The organism is Streptomyces sp. NPDC022910, assembly GCF_055561075.1.
Map to the genome: position 1 here is coordinate 187,785 of NZ_JBVHHL010000004.1, position 16,858 is coordinate 204,642.

Annotated in this window: 15 protein-coding genes; 11 read left to right on the forward strand and 4 right to left on the reverse strand. The window is 72.2% G+C overall.

The window, feature by feature from the left end; genetic code table 11:
* Positions 1 to 12: 12 nt before the first annotated feature.
* Positions 13 to 2,013, forward strand: coding sequence for an LpqB family beta-propeller domain-containing protein (locus ACZ3TS_RS05715; protein ID WP_467613926.1), 2,001 nt, complete (start codon positions 13 to 15; stop codon positions 2,011 to 2,013).
* A complete protein-coding gene (locus ACZ3TS_RS05720; RefSeq protein ID WP_467613928.1) occupies positions 2,010 to 2,933 on the forward strand; it encodes a S66 peptidase family protein in 924 nt (307 codons plus the stop codon). Before ACZ3TS_RS05715 ends, ACZ3TS_RS05720 begins: the two co-directional genes overlap by 4 nt.
* A 296-nt stretch (positions 2,934 to 3,229) precedes the next feature.
* Here the strand turns inward: ACZ3TS_RS05720 and ACZ3TS_RS05725 are convergent, their stop codons facing one another.
* Together ACZ3TS_RS05725 and ACZ3TS_RS05730 are read right to left on the reverse strand one after the other, a co-directional pair.
* Positions 3,230 to 4,183 carry a serine hydrolase gene (locus ACZ3TS_RS05725; protein WP_467613930.1) on the reverse strand — a complete coding sequence of 318 codons (954 nt, stop codon included), beginning with the start codon at positions 4,181 to 4,183 and terminating at the stop codon, positions 3,230 to 3,232.
* Between the two features lie 22 nt (positions 4,184 to 4,205).
* Positions 4,206 to 4,574: a hypothetical protein gene (locus ACZ3TS_RS05730; RefSeq protein WP_467613932.1), complete on the reverse strand. Its 369-nt coding sequence runs from the start codon at positions 4,572 to 4,574 to the stop codon at positions 4,206 to 4,208.
* Between the two features lie 262 nt (positions 4,575 to 4,836).
* On the opposite strand from ACZ3TS_RS05730, the gene ACZ3TS_RS05735 reads away from it, so the two are divergent.
* From ACZ3TS_RS05735 to ACZ3TS_RS05765, 7 genes are all read left to right on the forward strand, one after another.
* Positions 4,837 to 6,168, forward strand: a complete 1,332-nt coding sequence (locus ACZ3TS_RS05735; RefSeq protein ID WP_467613934.1) for an efflux RND transporter periplasmic adaptor subunit — start codon at positions 4,837 to 4,839, stop codon at positions 6,166 to 6,168.
* 155 nt (positions 6,169 to 6,323) lie between these two features.
* Positions 6,324 to 7,142 carry an ABC transporter ATP-binding protein gene (locus ACZ3TS_RS05740; RefSeq protein ID WP_467613936.1) on the forward strand — a complete coding sequence of 273 codons (819 nt, stop codon included), beginning with the start codon at positions 6,324 to 6,326 and terminating at the stop codon, positions 7,140 to 7,142.
* Positions 7,139 to 8,350, forward strand: coding sequence for an ABC transporter permease (locus ACZ3TS_RS05745; protein WP_467613938.1), 1,212 nt, complete (start codon positions 7,139 to 7,141; stop codon positions 8,348 to 8,350). Before ACZ3TS_RS05740 ends, ACZ3TS_RS05745 begins: the two co-directional genes overlap by 4 nt.
* 25 nt (positions 8,351 to 8,375) lie before the next feature.
* A complete protein-coding gene (locus ACZ3TS_RS05750; RefSeq protein ID WP_467613940.1) occupies positions 8,376 to 9,050 on the forward strand; it encodes a hypothetical protein in 675 nt (224 codons plus the stop codon).
* A gap of 65 nt (positions 9,051 to 9,115) precedes the next feature.
* The gene (locus tag ACZ3TS_RS05755) at positions 9,116 to 9,850 is read left to right on the forward strand and encodes a response regulator transcription factor (protein ID WP_467613941.1); all 735 of its coding nucleotides are present in this window, start codon (positions 9,116 to 9,118) and stop codon (positions 9,848 to 9,850) included.
* Between the two features lie 92 nt (positions 9,851 to 9,942).
* A complete protein-coding gene (locus tag ACZ3TS_RS05760) occupies positions 9,943 to 11,478 on the forward strand; it encodes a sensor histidine kinase (RefSeq protein ID WP_467613943.1) in 1,536 nt (511 codons plus the stop codon).
* A 288-nt stretch (positions 11,479 to 11,766) separates the two neighbouring features.
* Positions 11,767 to 13,734: a DUF5107 domain-containing protein gene (locus ACZ3TS_RS05765; protein ID WP_467613945.1), complete on the forward strand. Its 1,968-nt coding sequence runs from the start codon at positions 11,767 to 11,769 to the stop codon at positions 13,732 to 13,734.
* 12 nt (positions 13,735 to 13,746) lie between these two features.
* Here the strand turns inward: ACZ3TS_RS05765 and ACZ3TS_RS05770 are convergent, their stop codons facing one another.
* The gene (locus ACZ3TS_RS05770; protein ID WP_467613946.1) at positions 13,747 to 14,100 is read right to left on the reverse strand and encodes a VOC family protein; all 354 of its coding nucleotides are present in this window, start codon (positions 14,098 to 14,100) and stop codon (positions 13,747 to 13,749) included.
* 136 nt (positions 14,101 to 14,236) lie between these two features.
* Here ACZ3TS_RS05770 and ACZ3TS_RS05775 point away from each other — a divergent pair, with 136 nt between their 5' ends.
* Together ACZ3TS_RS05775 and ACZ3TS_RS05780 are read left to right on the forward strand one after the other, a co-directional pair.
* Complete coding sequence (locus ACZ3TS_RS05775) at positions 14,237 to 14,761, forward strand: phage holin family protein (RefSeq protein WP_467613948.1); 525 nt, start codon at positions 14,237 to 14,239, stop codon at positions 14,759 to 14,761.
* 3 nt (positions 14,762 to 14,764) lie between these two features.
* Positions 14,765 to 15,808 carry an SDR family oxidoreductase gene (locus ACZ3TS_RS05780; protein ID WP_467613949.1) on the forward strand — a complete coding sequence of 348 codons (1,044 nt, stop codon included), beginning with the start codon at positions 14,765 to 14,767 and terminating at the stop codon, positions 15,806 to 15,808.
* A 71-nt stretch (positions 15,809 to 15,879) separates the two neighbouring features.
* On the opposite strand, the gene ACZ3TS_RS05785 is transcribed toward ACZ3TS_RS05780, so the two are convergent.
* Positions 15,880 to 16,836: an LLM class F420-dependent oxidoreductase gene (locus tag ACZ3TS_RS05785; protein WP_467613951.1), complete on the reverse strand. Its 957-nt coding sequence runs from the start codon at positions 16,834 to 16,836 to the stop codon at positions 15,880 to 15,882.
* Positions 16,837 to 16,858 lie beyond the last annotated feature (22 nt).

Here is a 16,858-nt window from a genome sequence, read left to right on the forward strand (position 1 = left end):
AGAGTGGGGAAGATGGCGCGGACCCTGGAGTACGGGGCATGGCCCTCACCCGTCGATGCGGCGCTCGCCGCCGCACACGACGGGCAGCCGGAGGCGGTGGGCTTCGTGGGCGAGGAGGCGTGGTGGACCGAACCGCGCCCCACCGAGGGCGGCCGCCGCGCGCTCGTGCGCCGCAGGGCGGACGGCAGGGAGGAGTCGGTGCTGCCCCCGCCGTGGAACGTGCGCAGCCGGGTCATGGAGTACGGCGGCCGGCCGTGGACCGGGCTGATGCGTCCCGAGGGGCCGCTGGTGGTGTTCGTGAACTTCGCGGACCAGAGGCTGTACGCGTACGAACCCGCGGCACCCGGCGACGGGCCGCGCCCGCTCACCCCCCTCTCACCGGTGGGCGGCGGACTGCGCTGGGTCGACCCGCGGCTGCACGTCGAGCGCGGCGAGGTCTGGTGCGTCCTGGAGGAGTTCACCGGCGACGCGCCCACCGACGTACGGCGGGTGGCCGCCGCCGTGCCGCTGGACGGGTCGGCGGCGCAGGACCGGGACGCCGTGCGCGAACTCACCGACGGACGTCACCGGTTCGTCACCGGCCCCCGCCTCTCGCCCGACGGGCGGCGCGCCGCCTGGCTGGCCTGGGACCATCCGCGCATGCCGTGGGACGGCACCGAGCTGATCGTGGCCGAGGCGGCCGGCGACGGGACGCTGCGGGAGCCGCGCACAGTCGCCGGAGGCCCCGAGGAGTCGATCGCCCAGGTCGAATGGGCGTCCGACGGCTCCCTGCTGTACGCCGGCGACCGCACCGGCTGGTGGAATCTGTACCGGGACGGCGTGCCGCTGTGCCCCCGCGAGGAGGAGTTCGCGGGGCCGCTGTGGAAGGTCGGGCTGCAGTGGTTCGCCCCCCTGGAGAGCGGGCTGATCGCCGTCCTCCACGGCAGGGGCGCCAGTGTGCTCGGGGTCTTCGACCCGGACAGCGGCGAGGTCGTCGACGCGGCCGGACCCTGGACCGAGTTCGCCGCCACGCTCGCCGTGCACGGCAGCCGGATCGTCGCCGTCGGCGCCAGTCCGCGCAGCGCCTACGAGGTCGTCGAACTGGACTGCCTGCCTCACGTGCGAACGGACCCGCGTGGGGCCACGCCGATCGGCCGAGCCCGGGTCATCGGCGCCGCCCACCAGGACCCCGTCGACCCCGCGTACTATCCGGAGCCGCAGATCCGTACCTTCGCCGGGCCGGGCGGCCGCGAGATCCACGCGCACATCTATCCGCCGCACCACCCCGGCCACACCGCGCCCGCCGACGAGCTGCCGCCGTACGTGGTGTGGGCCCACGGCGGGCCCACGAGCCGCGCCCCGCTCGTCCTCGACTTGGAGATCGCCTACTTCACCTCGCGCGGCATCGGCGTCGCCGAGGTCGACTACGGCGGCTCGACCGGATACGGACGGGAGTACCGCAACCGGCTGCGCGAGCAGTGGGGTGTCGTCGACGTCGAGGACTGCGCGGCCGTCGCGCTGGCCCTCGCGGACGAGGGCACGGCGGACCGGGACCGGCTGGCCGTGCGCGGCGGCAGCGCGGGCGGCTGGACCACGGCCGTGTCGCTCACGACCACCGACGTGTACGCCTGCGGCACGATCATCTACCCCGTCCTGGACCTGGCGACCTGGGGCTCGGGGGAGACCCACGACTTCGAGTCGCGGTACCTGGAGACGCTCGTCGGGCCGTACGCCGAGGTGCCCGGCCGGTACGCCGAGCGGTCGCCCGTCGAGCACGCCGACCGGATCACCGCGCCGTTCCTGCTGTTGCAGGGTCTCGACGACGCCATCTGTCCGCCCGCGCAGTGCGAGCGGTTCCTGGCCCGGCTGGCGGGGCGGCGGATCCCGCACGCCTACATCGCCTTCGAGGGGGAGGGCCACGGTTTCCGGCGGGCTGAGACCATGGTGCGCGCCCTGGAGGCCGAGCTGTCGCTGTACGCACAGGTCTTCGGGCTGAACCCGCCCGGCATTCCCACCCTGGAGCTCAGTAAGTGAAACCCCTCCTGCGGCCGCCCAGACTCGCCCCCGGTGCCCGTGTGGCCGTCGTCGCGCCCAGCGGGCCGGTGCGCGAGGAGCGCCTCGCCGCCGGGCTCGACATCCTGCGCGCCTGGGAACTGGACCCCGTCGTGGCCCCGCACGTCCTCGACCGGCACCCCGACTTCCCCTATCTCGCGGGCACCGACACCGATCGGGCCGCCGACTTCCAGGCCGCGTGGTGCGACCCCGAGGTGGCCGCGGTGCTGTGCGCCCGCGGCGGGTACGGGGCACAGCGCATGGTCGAGCTGCTCGACTGGGACGCGCTGCGGGCCGCCGGGCCCAAGGTGCTGGTCGGCTTCAGTGACATCACGGCGCTGCACGAGGCGTTCGCGGCCCGCCTCGGCCTGGTCACGTTGCACGGGCCGATGGCGTCGGCCGTCGACTTCCTCAAGAACACACGCGCGCAGGAGCATCTGCGCACGACGCTGTTCGAGCCGGAGTCCGTACAGACGATCACCTCCTCCGGCGCCGCGCTCGTCCCCGGCCGGGCACGCGGCGTCACCCTGGGCGGCTGCCTGAGCATGCTCGCCTCCGAACTGGGCACCCCGCACGCCCGGCCGGGCGCCCGCGGCGGACTGCTGCTGATCGAGGACGTCGGCGAGGAGGCGTACCGGATCGACCGGATCCTCACCCAGCTGCTGCGCTCCGGCTGGCTCGACGGCGTCGCCGGGATCGCGCTCGGCTCCTGGGAGCGATGCGGCCCGTACGAGCTGCTGCGCACCGTCCTCACCGACCGGCTCGGCGGGCTCGGGGTGCCGGTCGTGGAGGAGTTCGGATTCGGCCATGGGGAGGGCGCGTTGACGATTCCGTTCGGCGTCGGCGCCGAGCTGGATGCCGAAGCGGCGACGCTGACGCTGGACACACCGGCGCTCCGCTAGCTCGAGGTCGTCGACCAGTGGGAGGACATGGCCTGATCGGCGTGCTGTAGGGGTTACGAGCGCAGGTTGCGCCGCGCCTACAGGCCGAGGTGGGTGCGCAGCCTCGACGCGGCGAGCCCCGTGGGATACGTGGCGACGCCATGCCACGACCGACCACTTGTCCGGATCTGCGTCCGTCATGAGCCACCCCGAAGCGGCGGCTCTTGAACGGGATACGGTCCGGCGCTGGCACCGGGAACCCGTGGCGGGACGTACCGGAGCGGTTGCGCCGCTGGCTCCTCGCCAAAGCCCGGCTGTCAGCGTTCCTCCTGTATCACTGAGGCGGTTGCCTTCGCGGCTTTTTCGACGAGGGAGATCCCGGTGGTCTCTCGTGTGCTGCCGCTGGACAGGAGGGCAAGGAGGCAGGGGTCCCCCGCGATGGTGACCTCGCCGATGCTGTTGATGTCCCACCGGCCCGTCGCGCTGCGTTGCAGCCAGCCGTTCTTCAGACCGGTGGTGTCTCCGGCCGCGGAGACTCCCCAGGCCTGTGCGTCCCGCACCCGGCCCATCAGGTCGCGCAGATAGGACTGCGAGGAGCGGGTGAGCACCGTGGCCGGGCCGAACACGTCGGACAGGAGGGTGATCTGATCGGCGGAGGTGGTCTGCGTGAGCCCCCACAAGCCGCCGGTGCCCGCGGTTGTCGCCGTGAGTTCCAACCGCTTGTTGGCCGCGTTCAGTCCGGCCGTTCCGCCGATGGCGTCCCACAGCGCGGTCGCCGAGGCGTTGTCGCTGTCGGTGATCATAGGGACGGCGTAGGACTCTTCCTTCGCGGTGAGCGGACGTCCGGCGTCCTGGGCCCGCAGAAGCATCGCCTCCAGAATGTCGACCTTGACGATGCTGGCCGTGTCGTATGTCGTCGACGGCGTCGTGTGGTATCGCCCGCCGCGTCCGTCGGCCAGGTCGAGCACGGCGACGGACAGGGAGGCCCCGTCGGTGTCCAGCGTGGTGAGGCGGGTGGACAGCGCGGCGTCCCAGGCGTCAGCGGCCGGGGTGGTCGGAGTGGGGCTTCGAGGGGAGGGCGATGGGGACGGGGCGGACCGGGGGACCGGGGACGCGTCTGTGGCCGGGGACGTTCGCGGGGTCGCCCCGTGGACGCCGTGGGCGGCGGCCACGCTGGTCGCCACGATGGCGAAGAGTGCGACGCACGCGATGAACACCGTCCTCAGCCGGCCGGAGATGCCGCTCTTCCGGCTCACCTGGCGCTCAGGCATGTCCACGGATCCCGCCGCGGCGTCAGGCCGACGGGCTGGCCATGGCACCGGGCTGGCCCTGGCGCTGCGGGCGCAGGCTCGCGCACGCCTGCATCGCCTTCTGGAACGTCGGATCGGCCGACTGTCCGCTGCCGGCCCCGAACCCGCCACCGCCCTGGCCCTGGCCACCGGCACCGGGGCCGCCGCTCGGCCGGCCGCTCGGGAGCTTGGCGCCGTGCTGTGACAGGCACTGACGGTACGAGTTCATCGCCTGGGCGCCGTTCGACGCGGAGGTGGAGGGCGTGTCCGTGCCGGACGTGCTGCCGGAGGACGACGAACAGCCGGCGAGTAGCAGCGAGGCGGAGGCGAGGGCCGCTATGGCCATGCCGGTGCGGCGGGTGATACGAGGCATCAGGGCTCTCCCTGGGAATGTGGTGATGGGCCGGACAAGGGCGACGTCCGTGTACTCAACCGCCGGCGCTTAACAGTCCGCTGGGAGAGGACGGGGAGTTTCCTGGGAAGCGGACCGGCCGCCTCGGCGGCGTCAAGGGCGATTCGGGACTGTTGGGGACGGTCTGCCCCGTCAACCTGCTGGCCGCCGGGGCTGCGGTCTTCCAGCGAACTTCCAGGAATGTGTCAGGAGGCCGACAAGGCAGCGGGCCACGGTGACCGCCATGAGAGTGCTTCCGCGGCGGCGCAAGGCCGCCCTGACGAACGCTGCGCTCGGTGTCGTGCTCCTCGCCGCCGCCACCGGCGCCTACGCTGCGGTGAACGACAACGGCGCCGCCCCAACGAAGTCCATCGGGACCCGTACGGTGACGGTGGCCAAGGGCACCGTCCTGGCGACGGTTTCGGGTTCCGGGTCGCTGATCTCACCGAATGACGCCGGCGTCGACTTCACGACCGGCGGCACGCTGACCGAGGTGAAGGTCCAGCCCGGTGACAAGGTCACCAAGGGCGACGTGCTGGCGAAGGTCGATCCGACCTCGGCGGACCATGCCCTCTCCGAGGCGAAGGCCGCGCTCACCGCCGCCAAGGCCAATCTCACCAGCGTGGAGGACGGTGGCTCCACCTCCCAGAGCGGCAACGGCAGCAGCGGTTCCAGTTCGACGAGCGACCAGTCGGCGCAGGAGGCCCAGGCACAGTCCCAGCTCACGCAGGCCCAGGACACGGAGGAGGCGGCCCAGAAGGCGGTGGACGGCACGGTGCTGACCGCGCCGGTCAGCGGCACGGTGGCCTCGGTCGCCGGCGAGGTCGGCCAGACCGTCTCCGGTACGAGCGGCACATCGAGCGGTTCCGGTTCCTCCTCCGGTTCGAGCAGCGGCTCGTCGTCGCAGTCCGGCACCGCGTCGAGTTCGTCGTCCTCGACCCCGACCGGTTTCGTGGTCATCACCAACCCCAGCGGCATGCAGGTCACCGCTGACTTCTCCGAGACGGACGCGCTGAAGCTGAAGGTGGGACAGGCCGCCACCGTGACCCTGAACGCGGATTCCGGCAAGGTGCTGAAGGCCAAGGTCCTGTCACTCGGTTCGGTCCCCACGACCAGCAGCACCAGCAGCGGTTCCGGTTCCAGCGGCGGCTCGAACAGCGGCAGCGCCGTGCAGTACGCGGCCACCCTTGCCATCGACGGCTCGGCCTCCGGCCTGCGGACGGGGCTCAGCGCCAGCATCCAGGTGGTGACCGGCGAGGCGTCCGACACCCTCTACGTGCCGACGGCCGCCGTCACCGGTACGGGTGCGAACGGCACGGTCACCGTGGTGGACAAGGACGGCACCACCCGGACGGTCCGCGTCACCGTGGGGCTGCAGGGCGACACCTACGACGAGATCACCAGCGGCCTCACCGAGGGGGAGCAGGTGAGCATCGCCAGCGCGGCCTCCAGCGGCACGGGCGGCTTCCCCAGCGGCGCCTTCCCCGGTGGCGCAGGGGGAGCCGGTGGCCGTGCCGGCGGTGCGGGCGGCGCCGGGGGCCGCGGGGCCGGCGGCATCGGCGGAGGCCGCGGATGAGCCGGTCGCTGCGCCCGAATCGGCGCCCGATTCGCGGACGCCGTCTGTCGGAGGACGAACTGCTGACGGCAGGCCATGGGCGGCGTGCGGCGACAGCTGGCCAGGCCGGGGGCGCTGTCGGCCCGGGCCTGGGGGGACCTGTACCGGTCATCGACGTGCGGTCCCTGGTCAAGACGTACGGAGACGGCGAGGCAGCCGTGCACGCGCTGTCCGGACCGGCCGACCCGACCACGGGCGAGCGGCTGGGAGTGGATCTGACCGTCATCGAGGGGGACCTGGTGGCGATCATGGGCAGTTCCGGGTCGGGCAAGTCCACGCTGATGAACATCCTGGGCTGCCTGGACGTGCCGACCTCCGGACGCTACCTGCTGGACGGCATCGACGTCGGAGGCCTGGACGAGCACCAGTTGTCCCTGGTGCGCAACCGGAAGATCGGCTTCGTCTTCCAGGCGTTCAACCTGGTGCCGCGCACCACGGCACTCGCGCAGGTCGAACTGCCGCTCGCCTACGCGGGGGTGAAGGCCGCCGACCGCCGCCGCCGGGCCGTCGCCGCGCTGAGCCTCGTCGGCCTGGGCGAACGGCTCGACCACCGGCCCAACCAGCTCTCCGGCGGTCAGCAGCAGCGCGTCGCGGTGGCCCGTGCCCTGGTCACCTCGCCGGCCATGCTGCTCGCCGACGAGCCCACCGGAAACCTCGACAGCCGCAGCACTGACGAAGTGCTCGGGATCGTCGACCGCCTCAACGCCACCGGACGCACGGTCGTGATGATCACTCACGAGGACGAAGTCGCCCGGCACGCCAAGCGCGTGATCCGGCTGGTGGACGGCCAGATCGTCGAGGACGTGCGGCAGGCTCCGGTGGCCGGCCCGCCCCCCGCCCTGGTGGATCCGGACGCCTTCCTCCCACCGGCCGCGCCGAGGACCGTGACGAACACCGTGTCGGGGATCCCGACGATTGAGGGGAGTCAGCGGTGAACCCCTTCGAGACCCTGCGCTTCGCGGCGGCCGGACTCGCGGCCAACAAGGTGCGCTCCCTCCTGACCATGCTGGGCATCCTCATCGGCGTCGCCGCGGTCATCGTGCTGCTCGCCGTCGGCAACGGCTCCTCGCAGCAGGTGAAGGACTCCATCGAGAAGCTCGGCACCAACTCGCTGACGGTCACCTCCGGCAGCGGCTTCGGCGCCACGAGCACCGCGACCACCATCAAGCCGCTCACCCTTGACGACGCCAAGGCGCTGGCCGACCCCAGCCAGGCCCCGGACATCAAGTCGGTCGCCCCCGAGGTCACCACTTCCCAGACCGCGGTCTACCAGGGCACCTCGCACACCGTCGGCCAGATCGTCGGCACCTACCCGGCCTACTTCGAGACGTCCAACAGCAAGGTCGTCAAGGGCGACTACTTCAGCGACAACGACGTGCTCAACTCGCACAAGGTCGCCGTGATCGGCTCGACGACGGCGACCGACGTGTTCGGCACGGCCGATCCCGTCGGCAAGACCATGGTGGTCGGCGGCACGCCCTTGACCGTGGTGGGGGAGCTGGCCACGAAGGGCGGCGCCGGATTCCAGGACCCGGACGACGTGGTGATCACACCACTGCCCGTGGTGCAGAACGCCTTCACCGGATTCGGATCCCTCAGCCAGATCCTGGTGGAAGCGAAGTCGGCCGCCGCGACCACCCCGGCGCAGAACGAGATCACCACCGTCCTGATGGGACGCCACGGCATCACCAACCCCTCAGCGCTGGACTTCCGGGTGAACAACCAGGCCTCACTGCTGACGGCTCAGGCGTCCACCACCCAGACGTTCACCGTGCTGCTCGGCGCCGTGGCCGCCATCTCACTGCTGGTCGGCGGGATCGGGATCACCAACATCATGCTCGTGACCGTGACCGAACGGACCAGGGAGATCGGTATCCGCAAGGCGATAGGCGCCCCAAAGGGCGTGATCCTCGGCCAGTTCCTGGCCGAGTCCACGCTGCTGTCGCTGATCGGCGGGGGGCTCGGGGCCGCACTGGGGATGCTCGGCTCCCGGTTCACCATCGCAGGCATCAAACCGGTGATCATCCCCGCTTCGGTGGTCGGCGCCCTCGCCATCGCCGTCGCCATCGGACTTTTCTTCGGCAGCTACCCGGCGAACCGGGCCGCGAGCCTGCGGCCGATCGAAGCGCTCCGGCACGAATGACACCGGCATCAAGGAGGAATCGACAATGGCCCGACACCGTCACCCCAGAGGCGCCCTGGATTCACCACCGGAGTCGTCGACCGAACCCGGACCGCCGGACGCGGTGACCGAGCCACCGGAGGAGATGGCCGACCAGCCCGAGGACGTGCTCGCCGAGCCGCCGGACGTGCGGGACATCACCGCCGAGCTGAGCGCGCCGCCGCGACCCAAACTGCCCTGGTCACGCCTGTTGCTGTCCGGCGCGGTGATCGCCGCGCTGTCCTTCAGCGGCGGCGTCCTGGTGGAGAAGAACAGAACCTCAGGCACCGGCGCACCGGGCGGAGCCGCGTTCGCGGGCGGGCGGGCCGGCACCCAGGGCGCCGGTGCCGGGCCCGGCAACGCCTCAGGCGGGGGCACCGGTATGACGGTCGGTACGATCAAGGTGGTCGACGGCAGCACGATCTACGTCACCGATGCCCAGGGCAACGTGGTCAAGGTCACCACCAGCAAGTCGACGCAGGTCAGCGAGGCCAAGAACGGCAAGGTATCCGACCTGCAACCCGGCCAGATGATCACCGTGCGCGGCAATCAGACCTCCTCCGGCGACGTCGCCGCGACGGCGGTGTCGGAGGGCGGCACGACGGGCGGATTCGGTGGCGGGTTCGGTGGCGGGTTCGGCGGTACCCGCAGCGGGGCGGGAGGCACCACCGCCGGCAACTGACAGCATCCTCACAGCGTGAGGGGTTATTTTTCGCCAGTTCCACCGCATCCGGTACTGGAGGGCAGATGACCACGGACGTACGTGAGGCCAGCCTGCTGGTTGTCGAGGACGAACCGAATATCAGGGAACTGCTCTCGGACTCGCTGCGCTTCGCGGGGTTCACGGTGGACTCGGCCGCCACCGGCGCGGAAGCCCTGGCGGCGGTGGCGGCGGAACCACCCGACCTGGTGGTTCTGGATGTGATGCTGCCGGACATGACCGGTCTCGACGTGGTAAAGCGGCTGCGCGAGGGATCCTCTGCCCGCGGCCGGGGCACGACCGTCCGCGACCACTTGCCCGTTCTCTTCCTCACCGCCAGGGACGGCGTCGGCGACAAGGTCAGCGGGCTGACCGCGGGAGGCGACGACTACGTCACCAAGCCGTTCAGCCTGGAGGAGCTGATCGCCCGCATCCGGGCCATCCTGCGCCGGACCGGCGGCGCGGACGACAGCGGCACACTGGTGGTCGGCGACCTGGAACTCGACCTCGCCGGCCACCAGGTGCTGCGGTCCGGCCGTCCGATCGCGCTGTCGCCCACCGAGTTCAAACTGCTCGCCCACCTGATGGCCAACGTCGGCAAAGTGCTGTCCAAGGCGCAGATCCTCGAGCACGTATGGGCATACGACTTCGGCGGCGACCTCAGCATCGTCGAGTCGTACATCTCCTACCTGCGCCGCAAGCTCGACGTCGGCGCGGGGGACGCCCCGAGAGTCATCCACACGGTGCGCGGCGTCGGTTACGTGCTGCGCAGGCGGCCCTGATGATCGCCGGGCGCACCGCAACCGCGACCGTGCGACGGCGCCCCCGAGCCGACTCCGGACCGCACTCCGAACGGGCACGCCGGGTGCGATCGGTGCGCCCGTCGGCGTTCTCGCTGCGCTCCCAGCTCGTCGTGCTGTCGGTCGTACTGGTCGTCGTCGGGCTCTCGGCGAGCGACACCGTGGTACTCGGGTCCGTCCAGCGCGATCTCGTCCAGCGCGTCGACCAGCAGCTGAAGCGGTTCGGGGATCTGTCCACGCGTCGGCTGGCCACGGGCGGCCCACTGGCGATGCGGCCCAAGGACGGCGGATACAGCACCCCCCTGCTGCCCAGCCAGTACGCGGTCGCCTTCGCCGCGTCCGACGGACGCGTCTCCGAGCAGCTGCGTGTCCCCATCTCGCCCGAGGACTCGCCTCCGAGCTGGCCGACGATGGACGCCGCGCAACTGCGCGCCCGCACCGGAACCCCCTTCGACGTACCGAGCGACGGCGGCCAGGGCGACTGGCGGGTGCTCATCCTTGCGGTCGACCGCACCTCCGGAAAGCAGAACGCCGTCCCCTCCGGCTCGGCGCACACCACGCCCCAGCTGCGCCTGCCCTACCGCGTCATGGTGGCCGTCTCGCTCGACGACGTCACCTCCACGACGACCCACCTGCGAACTGCGTTCCTGCTGATCGGCGCCATCATGGCCGTCGTGCTGGGCGTGGCCGGCTGGTTCGCGGTACGGGCCGGGCTGCGACCACTGCGCAGCATCGAGGCCACCGCCACCGAAATCGCCGCCGGCCTCCCGCTGTCGCACCGGATGCCGGACGCCTCGGCGCGCACCGAGGCCGGCCGGCTGTCCGCCGCGCTGAACGGCATGCTGGCGCAGATCGAATCGGCCTTCGCCGCGCGCACCGAGTCCGAGGAGCGCATGCGGCGTTTCATCGCCGACGCCAGCCACGAACTGCGCACACCGCTTGCCGGAATCCGCGGTTCCACCGAGCTGTACCGCATGGGCGGGCTCCCCGGAAGGGCCGACGTCGAACGGACGATGACGCGTATCGAACGTGAGGCGGTGCGGCTGGCCGGCCTGGTCGAGGACCTGCTCACCCTCGCCCGGGCAGACGAGCGCCGACCTCTGGAGGTCGCCCCCATGGACCTGCGCACCTTGGCGGCCGACGCGCTGCACGACACCACCGCGCTCGATGCCAGCCGCCCGGTCTTCCTCAGCGGCCCGGGCGGCGGCCTGCCGCCGGCGCCCGCCCTCGTGCTGGGCGACGAGGCCCGGCTGCGTCAAGTCGTCGCCAACCTCGTGGGCAACGCGGTCGCCCACACCCCGCCCGGCACGCCGGTGCGCATCGGCGTCGGGACCCTCGACGGCCAGGGCGTCATCGAGGTCGCCGACCAGGGTCCGGGTCTGGAGCCCGACCAGGCGAAGCGGGTCTTCGAGCGCTTCTACCGGGTGGACGCCTCCCGTAACCGCCACCTGGGCGGCGGCGCGGGCCTCGGCCTGGCCATCGTCTCGGCCCTCGTCGCCGCCCATGACGGGCACGTCGACCTGATCACCGGGCCCGGCCAGGGGGCCTTGTTCCGGGTACGGATCCCCTCGATCCCCTCGGCGAAGTCGTCCACCGGCCAGGGGCCGTGACCGGGAGACTGCCGATCGGGCTGCTTCCGGTCAGGGACGGGTCTCGTCCTGAAGCGGGCTTGTTGATCACTTTCTCCTCCGCACGCACGGAACCGCTTCCCGGACGACCCGGGAGCGGCTCCACGGAAGAGTCCCGCCACAGTATTTCCCGGCCGTTTCGATGCCTTTACGAAGCTCAGGGGGACCGGTCGGGCCGGGGTCCAGCGGGGGATTCCCCCCTGAAACGGGCCGCCTTTGCGGAATCCTGACCGGCAGGACCTCTGGTCGGCTCGTCGGCGGGCGGGTTCCATGGGGATCGTGACGACGATCCGACGGGACGCAATGACGCTGCCCGCCGCGGCACTGGGACCGGACAATCCGTTGCCCCCGCTGCGGCCGCTCGACGAGATGCACCGTATCGAGGACCGCGACAGGGAGGACCTGCCGCGCGACATGGCCCGGCAGATCGGCTACGCGCCGCTGCACAGCCTGCTGCCCGTGCGCGTGAGGGACGGCTACGGCAGAGCCCGCGAAGCCCGGGCCGTCGACACCCTCGTGATCGAGAACGACCGGCTGCGCGCCACCGTTCTGCCCGGCCTCGGCGGACGGATCGCGTCGCTGTTCCACAAGCCGACCGGCCGTGAACTCCTGTACCGCAACCCGGTGTTCCAGCCCGCCTGTTTCGCGCTCAACGGCGCCTGGTTCTCCGGCGGCATCGAGTGGAACATCGGTGCCACGGGCCACACCGCACTGTCCTGCTCCCCCCTGCACGCGGCCCGCGTCACGGCGCCCGACGGCGGCCCGATACTGCGCCTGTGGGAATGGGAACGCCTGCGCGACCTCCCCTTCCAGGTCGATCTCTGGCTGCCGGAGGGCTCCGACTTCCTGTACGTCGGCGTCCGCGTCCGCAATCCGCACGAGAAGCCCGCGCCGGTGTACTGGTGGTCCAACATCGCGGTGCCGGAGGAGTGCCGGGTCCTCGCCCCGGCCCACGAGGCGTGGCACTTCGGGTACACCCGCCGGCGGGTCCCCGTGCCGTCGAACGACGGTGTGGACCGCACGTACCCCCTCAACAGCGCTCACGCCGCCGACTACTTCTACGAGGTGCCCGACGGACGGCGCCGTTGGATCGCCGCGCTCGGCGAGGACGGCCACGGGCTGGTGCAGACGTCGACCGACGTGCTGTGCGGACGGAAGCTGTTCGTGTGGGGCACGGGCACCGGCGGGCGCCGCTGGCAGGAGTGGCTCACCGCACCGGGTACCGGCGGCTACTGCGAGATCCAGGCCGGACTTGCCCGCACCCAGCTGGAGCACGTACGGCTGGAGGCCGGGAGCGAGGTGTCGTGGCTGGAGGCGTACGGGCCCATGAGCACGGAGCGGGAGGGCGAGTGGTCCGCCGTCCTGCGCGGGGCCGAGAGGCGGCTCGACGCCGTCCTGCCACGCGCGACGGTCGACGCCGCGTACGAGGCGTGGCAGTCGTGTGCCGACGCCGAGCCCGGTGAGATGCTCGCCGCCGGCTCCGGCTGGGGCGCGCTCGAAGTGCTGCGCACAGGCGACAAGCTGCCGGGCACGCCGTTCGAGGAGTCGACACTCGGCGACGCGCAGGCCCCGTGGCGGGAGCTGCTGCGGACCGGTTCCTTCCCCGAGCCGCGGCGGGTCGGACCGCCGGGTGAGACGCTGGTGGCATCGCACTGGCGGGACATGTTGGAGACCGCGCCCGCACGCCCGCTGACGGAGTATCACCTCGGGGTCGCCCAGTGGCATGCGGGCGACCGGGCGCAGGCGGTGCGCAGTTGGGAGCGCGCCCTCGAACTCGCGCCGTCCCTCTGGCCGTTGCTGCGCAGCCTCGCCGTGGCCGACCAGGAGGCCGGCAACCGGGAGCGCGCCGCCGACCGGTATGCCGAGGCCTTCGACGACTTGTGCCGGGAGCGCCGCGACGACGGGGAGAGCTGGACGGCCGCCACGGCGGCGCTCGGCCACGAGGCGATCGAGGCACTGCTGGCCGTGGGCCGCTCGGCCGACGCCCGCGCCGTGTGGCACCGCCTGCACCCCGCGACGCGCGAGCGCGGCCGCTTCCGGCTGATCGAGGCCGGGCTGCTGCTGGCGGAGGGGGATCGGGAAGGCGCCCGGGCCGTCTTCGAGTCGGGGTTCGAGGTCGCCGACCTGCGGGAGGGCGCTGAGACCATCGGCGAGCTGTGGGCCCGGATCACCGACGAGCCACTGCCGGCCCGGTACGACTTCCGGATGCGGCCCGAGGACGGGGACCGGCCGGTGTGACGCCATCGGCGGTCAGTCGGTCGGGCCGCGGTCCACGTACTCGTACACCGAACCGTCAGGGTGCATGGCGATCAGGTTGCGGCCTGCCGGCGTCGCCACCGGGCCCGCGAGGATTCGGGCGCCCGAGTCGGTGAGGACCCGGTGCGCCTCGTCGACGTCCTTCACCGCGATGGTCGCGGCGACCTTGCGCAGGATCTCGAGCTCGGGCTCCGGTCCGCTCATCAGCAGGAAGCAGCCGACCGCGGCCACCGAGACGCCGCCGCGCTCGAAACGCAGGGCGGGGCCGCCCGCGAGTCTCTCGTAGAACGGAACCGAAGCCTCCAGGTCGTCGACGCAGATCCGCAGCGTGGCTCCCAGAATCTCCATGCGCACGAGCCTAGTTGGGGTCCGCCGGCGAGGAGATCGTTTCGGATGGATCCACGCCGTCCCGACCTGCGGGTACGGGGCGTGCGAGGCTGCGCGCGCGGCGTTATGCGCGCTTCGCTCCGGGTACCCGGCGGGCATGAACCGCTTGGAACATCTGGAACATCTCGACAAGGACCTGGTCGACGAGCTGGCACAGGTGGCCCGTGAGGCCGTGCGCGACGAGCTGCGCGAGCAGACGCGCAAGCAGCGCCGCACGGCCGCACTGTACGCCGCCTCCGGCGCCGTCGGCCTGTACGCGGGCGCCGCACTGGCGCTCGCCCTCGGCCTGGCCCTTTCACTGGGGCTGCCCGGCTGGGCGGCCGCGCTGATCACGGCGGCGGTGCTGGGCGTGGCGGCGTATCTGCTGCGCGGCGCGGCCCGTTCCGGTGGTGGCCACGGGGCTCACGGTGCTCCGGCGCACGGCGCCGGGGGCCGTGTCCTCGGTGGTACACCGCCTGCATCGCCGCCGAGCGGGCCCGGCATGTCCTACCCGCCGACGCCGCCCACCGTACCCGGGGCCCCCGGGCCGGGCGCCCCGACGCCGGGCATCCCCGACACCGCCGCGCCGGGAGCCGGGGGGCCGGGACCGGATCCTGAGGCGCCGCACCACCGGGCCCGGTGAGCGATGGCCAGGGCTTTGCCGGGGGCACTGCCGAGGCGCCGCAGGGCGGTCGTGGTCACCGGGGCCAGCGGCGGCGTGGGCCGGGCCACGGCCCTGGCCTTCGCCGCCCGCGGCGACCGGGTGGCCCTGCTCGCCCGGGGCCGCGAGGGCCTCGCCGCGGCCGCGGACGAGGTGAAGCGCGTCGGAGGTGAGGCGCTCGTCGTGCCCGTCGACGTGGCGGACGCGAGGGCGGTCGAGGACGCGGCGCAGCAGGTCGTGGACGTGTTCGGGCGGATCGACGTCTGGGTCAACAACGCGTTCGCCGGGGTCTTCGCGCCGTTCACTCAGATCGCGCCGGACGAGTACCGCCGGGTCACCGAAGTGACATACCTCGGCTGTGTGTTCGGCACGCGGGCCGCCCTGCGCCACATGCTGCCCGCGAACCACGGCACGATCGTCCAGGTCGGTTCGGCGCTCGCGTACCGGGGGATACCGCTGCAGTCGGCGTACTGCGGAGCCAAGCACGCCATTCAGGGCTTCAACGAGTCACTGCGGTGCGAGCTGCTGCACGACGGGTCGCGGGTACGCACGACGATGGTGCAGTTGCCCGCCCTCAACACCCCGCAGTTCGACTGGGTGCTGAGCCGGATGCCGGGGCGGGCCCGGCCGGTCGCGCCGGTCTACCAGCCGGAGGTGGCCGCACGCGCGATCGTGCACGCGGCCCGGCACGCACGGCGCCGGGAGTACTGGGTGGGCGGCTCGACGGTGACCACGCTGATCGCCAACGCCGTGGCCCCGGGGCTGCTGGACCGCTATCTCGCCCGTACCGGGTACGACGCGCAGCAGGACAGGGGGGAGCACGACGGGGCGGGGAACCTCTGGTCCCCCGCGGACGGCCCGCACGGCCACGACTTCGGGGCCCACGGCCGCTTCGACGCGGAGTCCCTGCAGGGAAGCCCGGAGGAGTGGCTGTCCCGGAACCGGGGGAGGATCGGCGCGGGTCTGCTGGTGGGCGGTCTGGGTGCCGTGGTGACGGCCGGCCTCCGCCGCCGTGGGGTGCCGTGGTGACGGCCGGCCTCCGCCAGCCACCGTGGCTGACGCCGGCGGAGCCCGCCCGCCGCGTGTGGATCCCGGTTGTCCTACCGCGGCAGCTGCGGCAGCACCTTCGTGCGATAGAAGTCGAAGAAGCCGCGCTGGTCGGGGCCGATCTGGTTGACGTAGACGCGGTCGAAGCCCGCGTCGGTGAACGCGGTCAGCGCCGCCACGTGGTCGTCCACGTCGTCCCCGCACACCCTGTTCTCGCGCACCATGTCCTCGGTGATCAGCGGCTCCAGCTGCTCGAAGTGCTTCGGCGAGGGCAGCACCTGCCCCATCTCGCCGGGCAGCAGCTCGTTGGCCCACAGCCCGCGCACCGTACGGACGGCCTCCTCGCGGTCGGTGCCGTAACAGACCTTCGTACCGCCGTTGACCGGCTTGGCACCGCCTCCGCCCTTGCGGAACTGCGACACCAGCGACTCGTCGGGCGTCATCGTGATGTAGCCGTCGCCCACCCGGGCCGCGAGCGAGGTCGCCGCGGGGCCGAAGCCGGAGATGTCGATCGGGACGGGCGCGTCGGGCACCGTGTAGAGGCGGGCGTTCTCCACCTTGTAGTGGGTGCCGTAGTGGCTGACCCCCTCGCCGGAGAACAGCCGGCGCATGACCTGGATGGCCTCCTCCAGCATTTCCAGGCGCACGTTCGTGGTCGGCCAGGGATCGCCGAGGATGTGCTCGTTCAGCGCCTCGCCCGAGCCGACGCCCAGCCGGAAACGGCCGCCGGTCATCACCGCGCTCGTCGCGGCGGCCTGGGCCACGATCGCCGGATGCATCCGCACCGTCGGGCAGGTCACCGCGGTCTCGATCGGCAGCGACACCGCCTCGGCGATCGCACCGATCACCGACCACACGAAGGGGCTCTGCCCCTGTGCGTCGTTCCACGGGTGGTAGTGGTCCGAGATCCACAGCGCCTGGAATCCGGCCTGTTCGGCCATCCGCGCCTGTTCGATCAGATCCGCGGGACCGAACTCCTCGCACGAGAGGAAATAGCCGTACTCGGTCATGGGGGACCTCCGGAACAGGGCT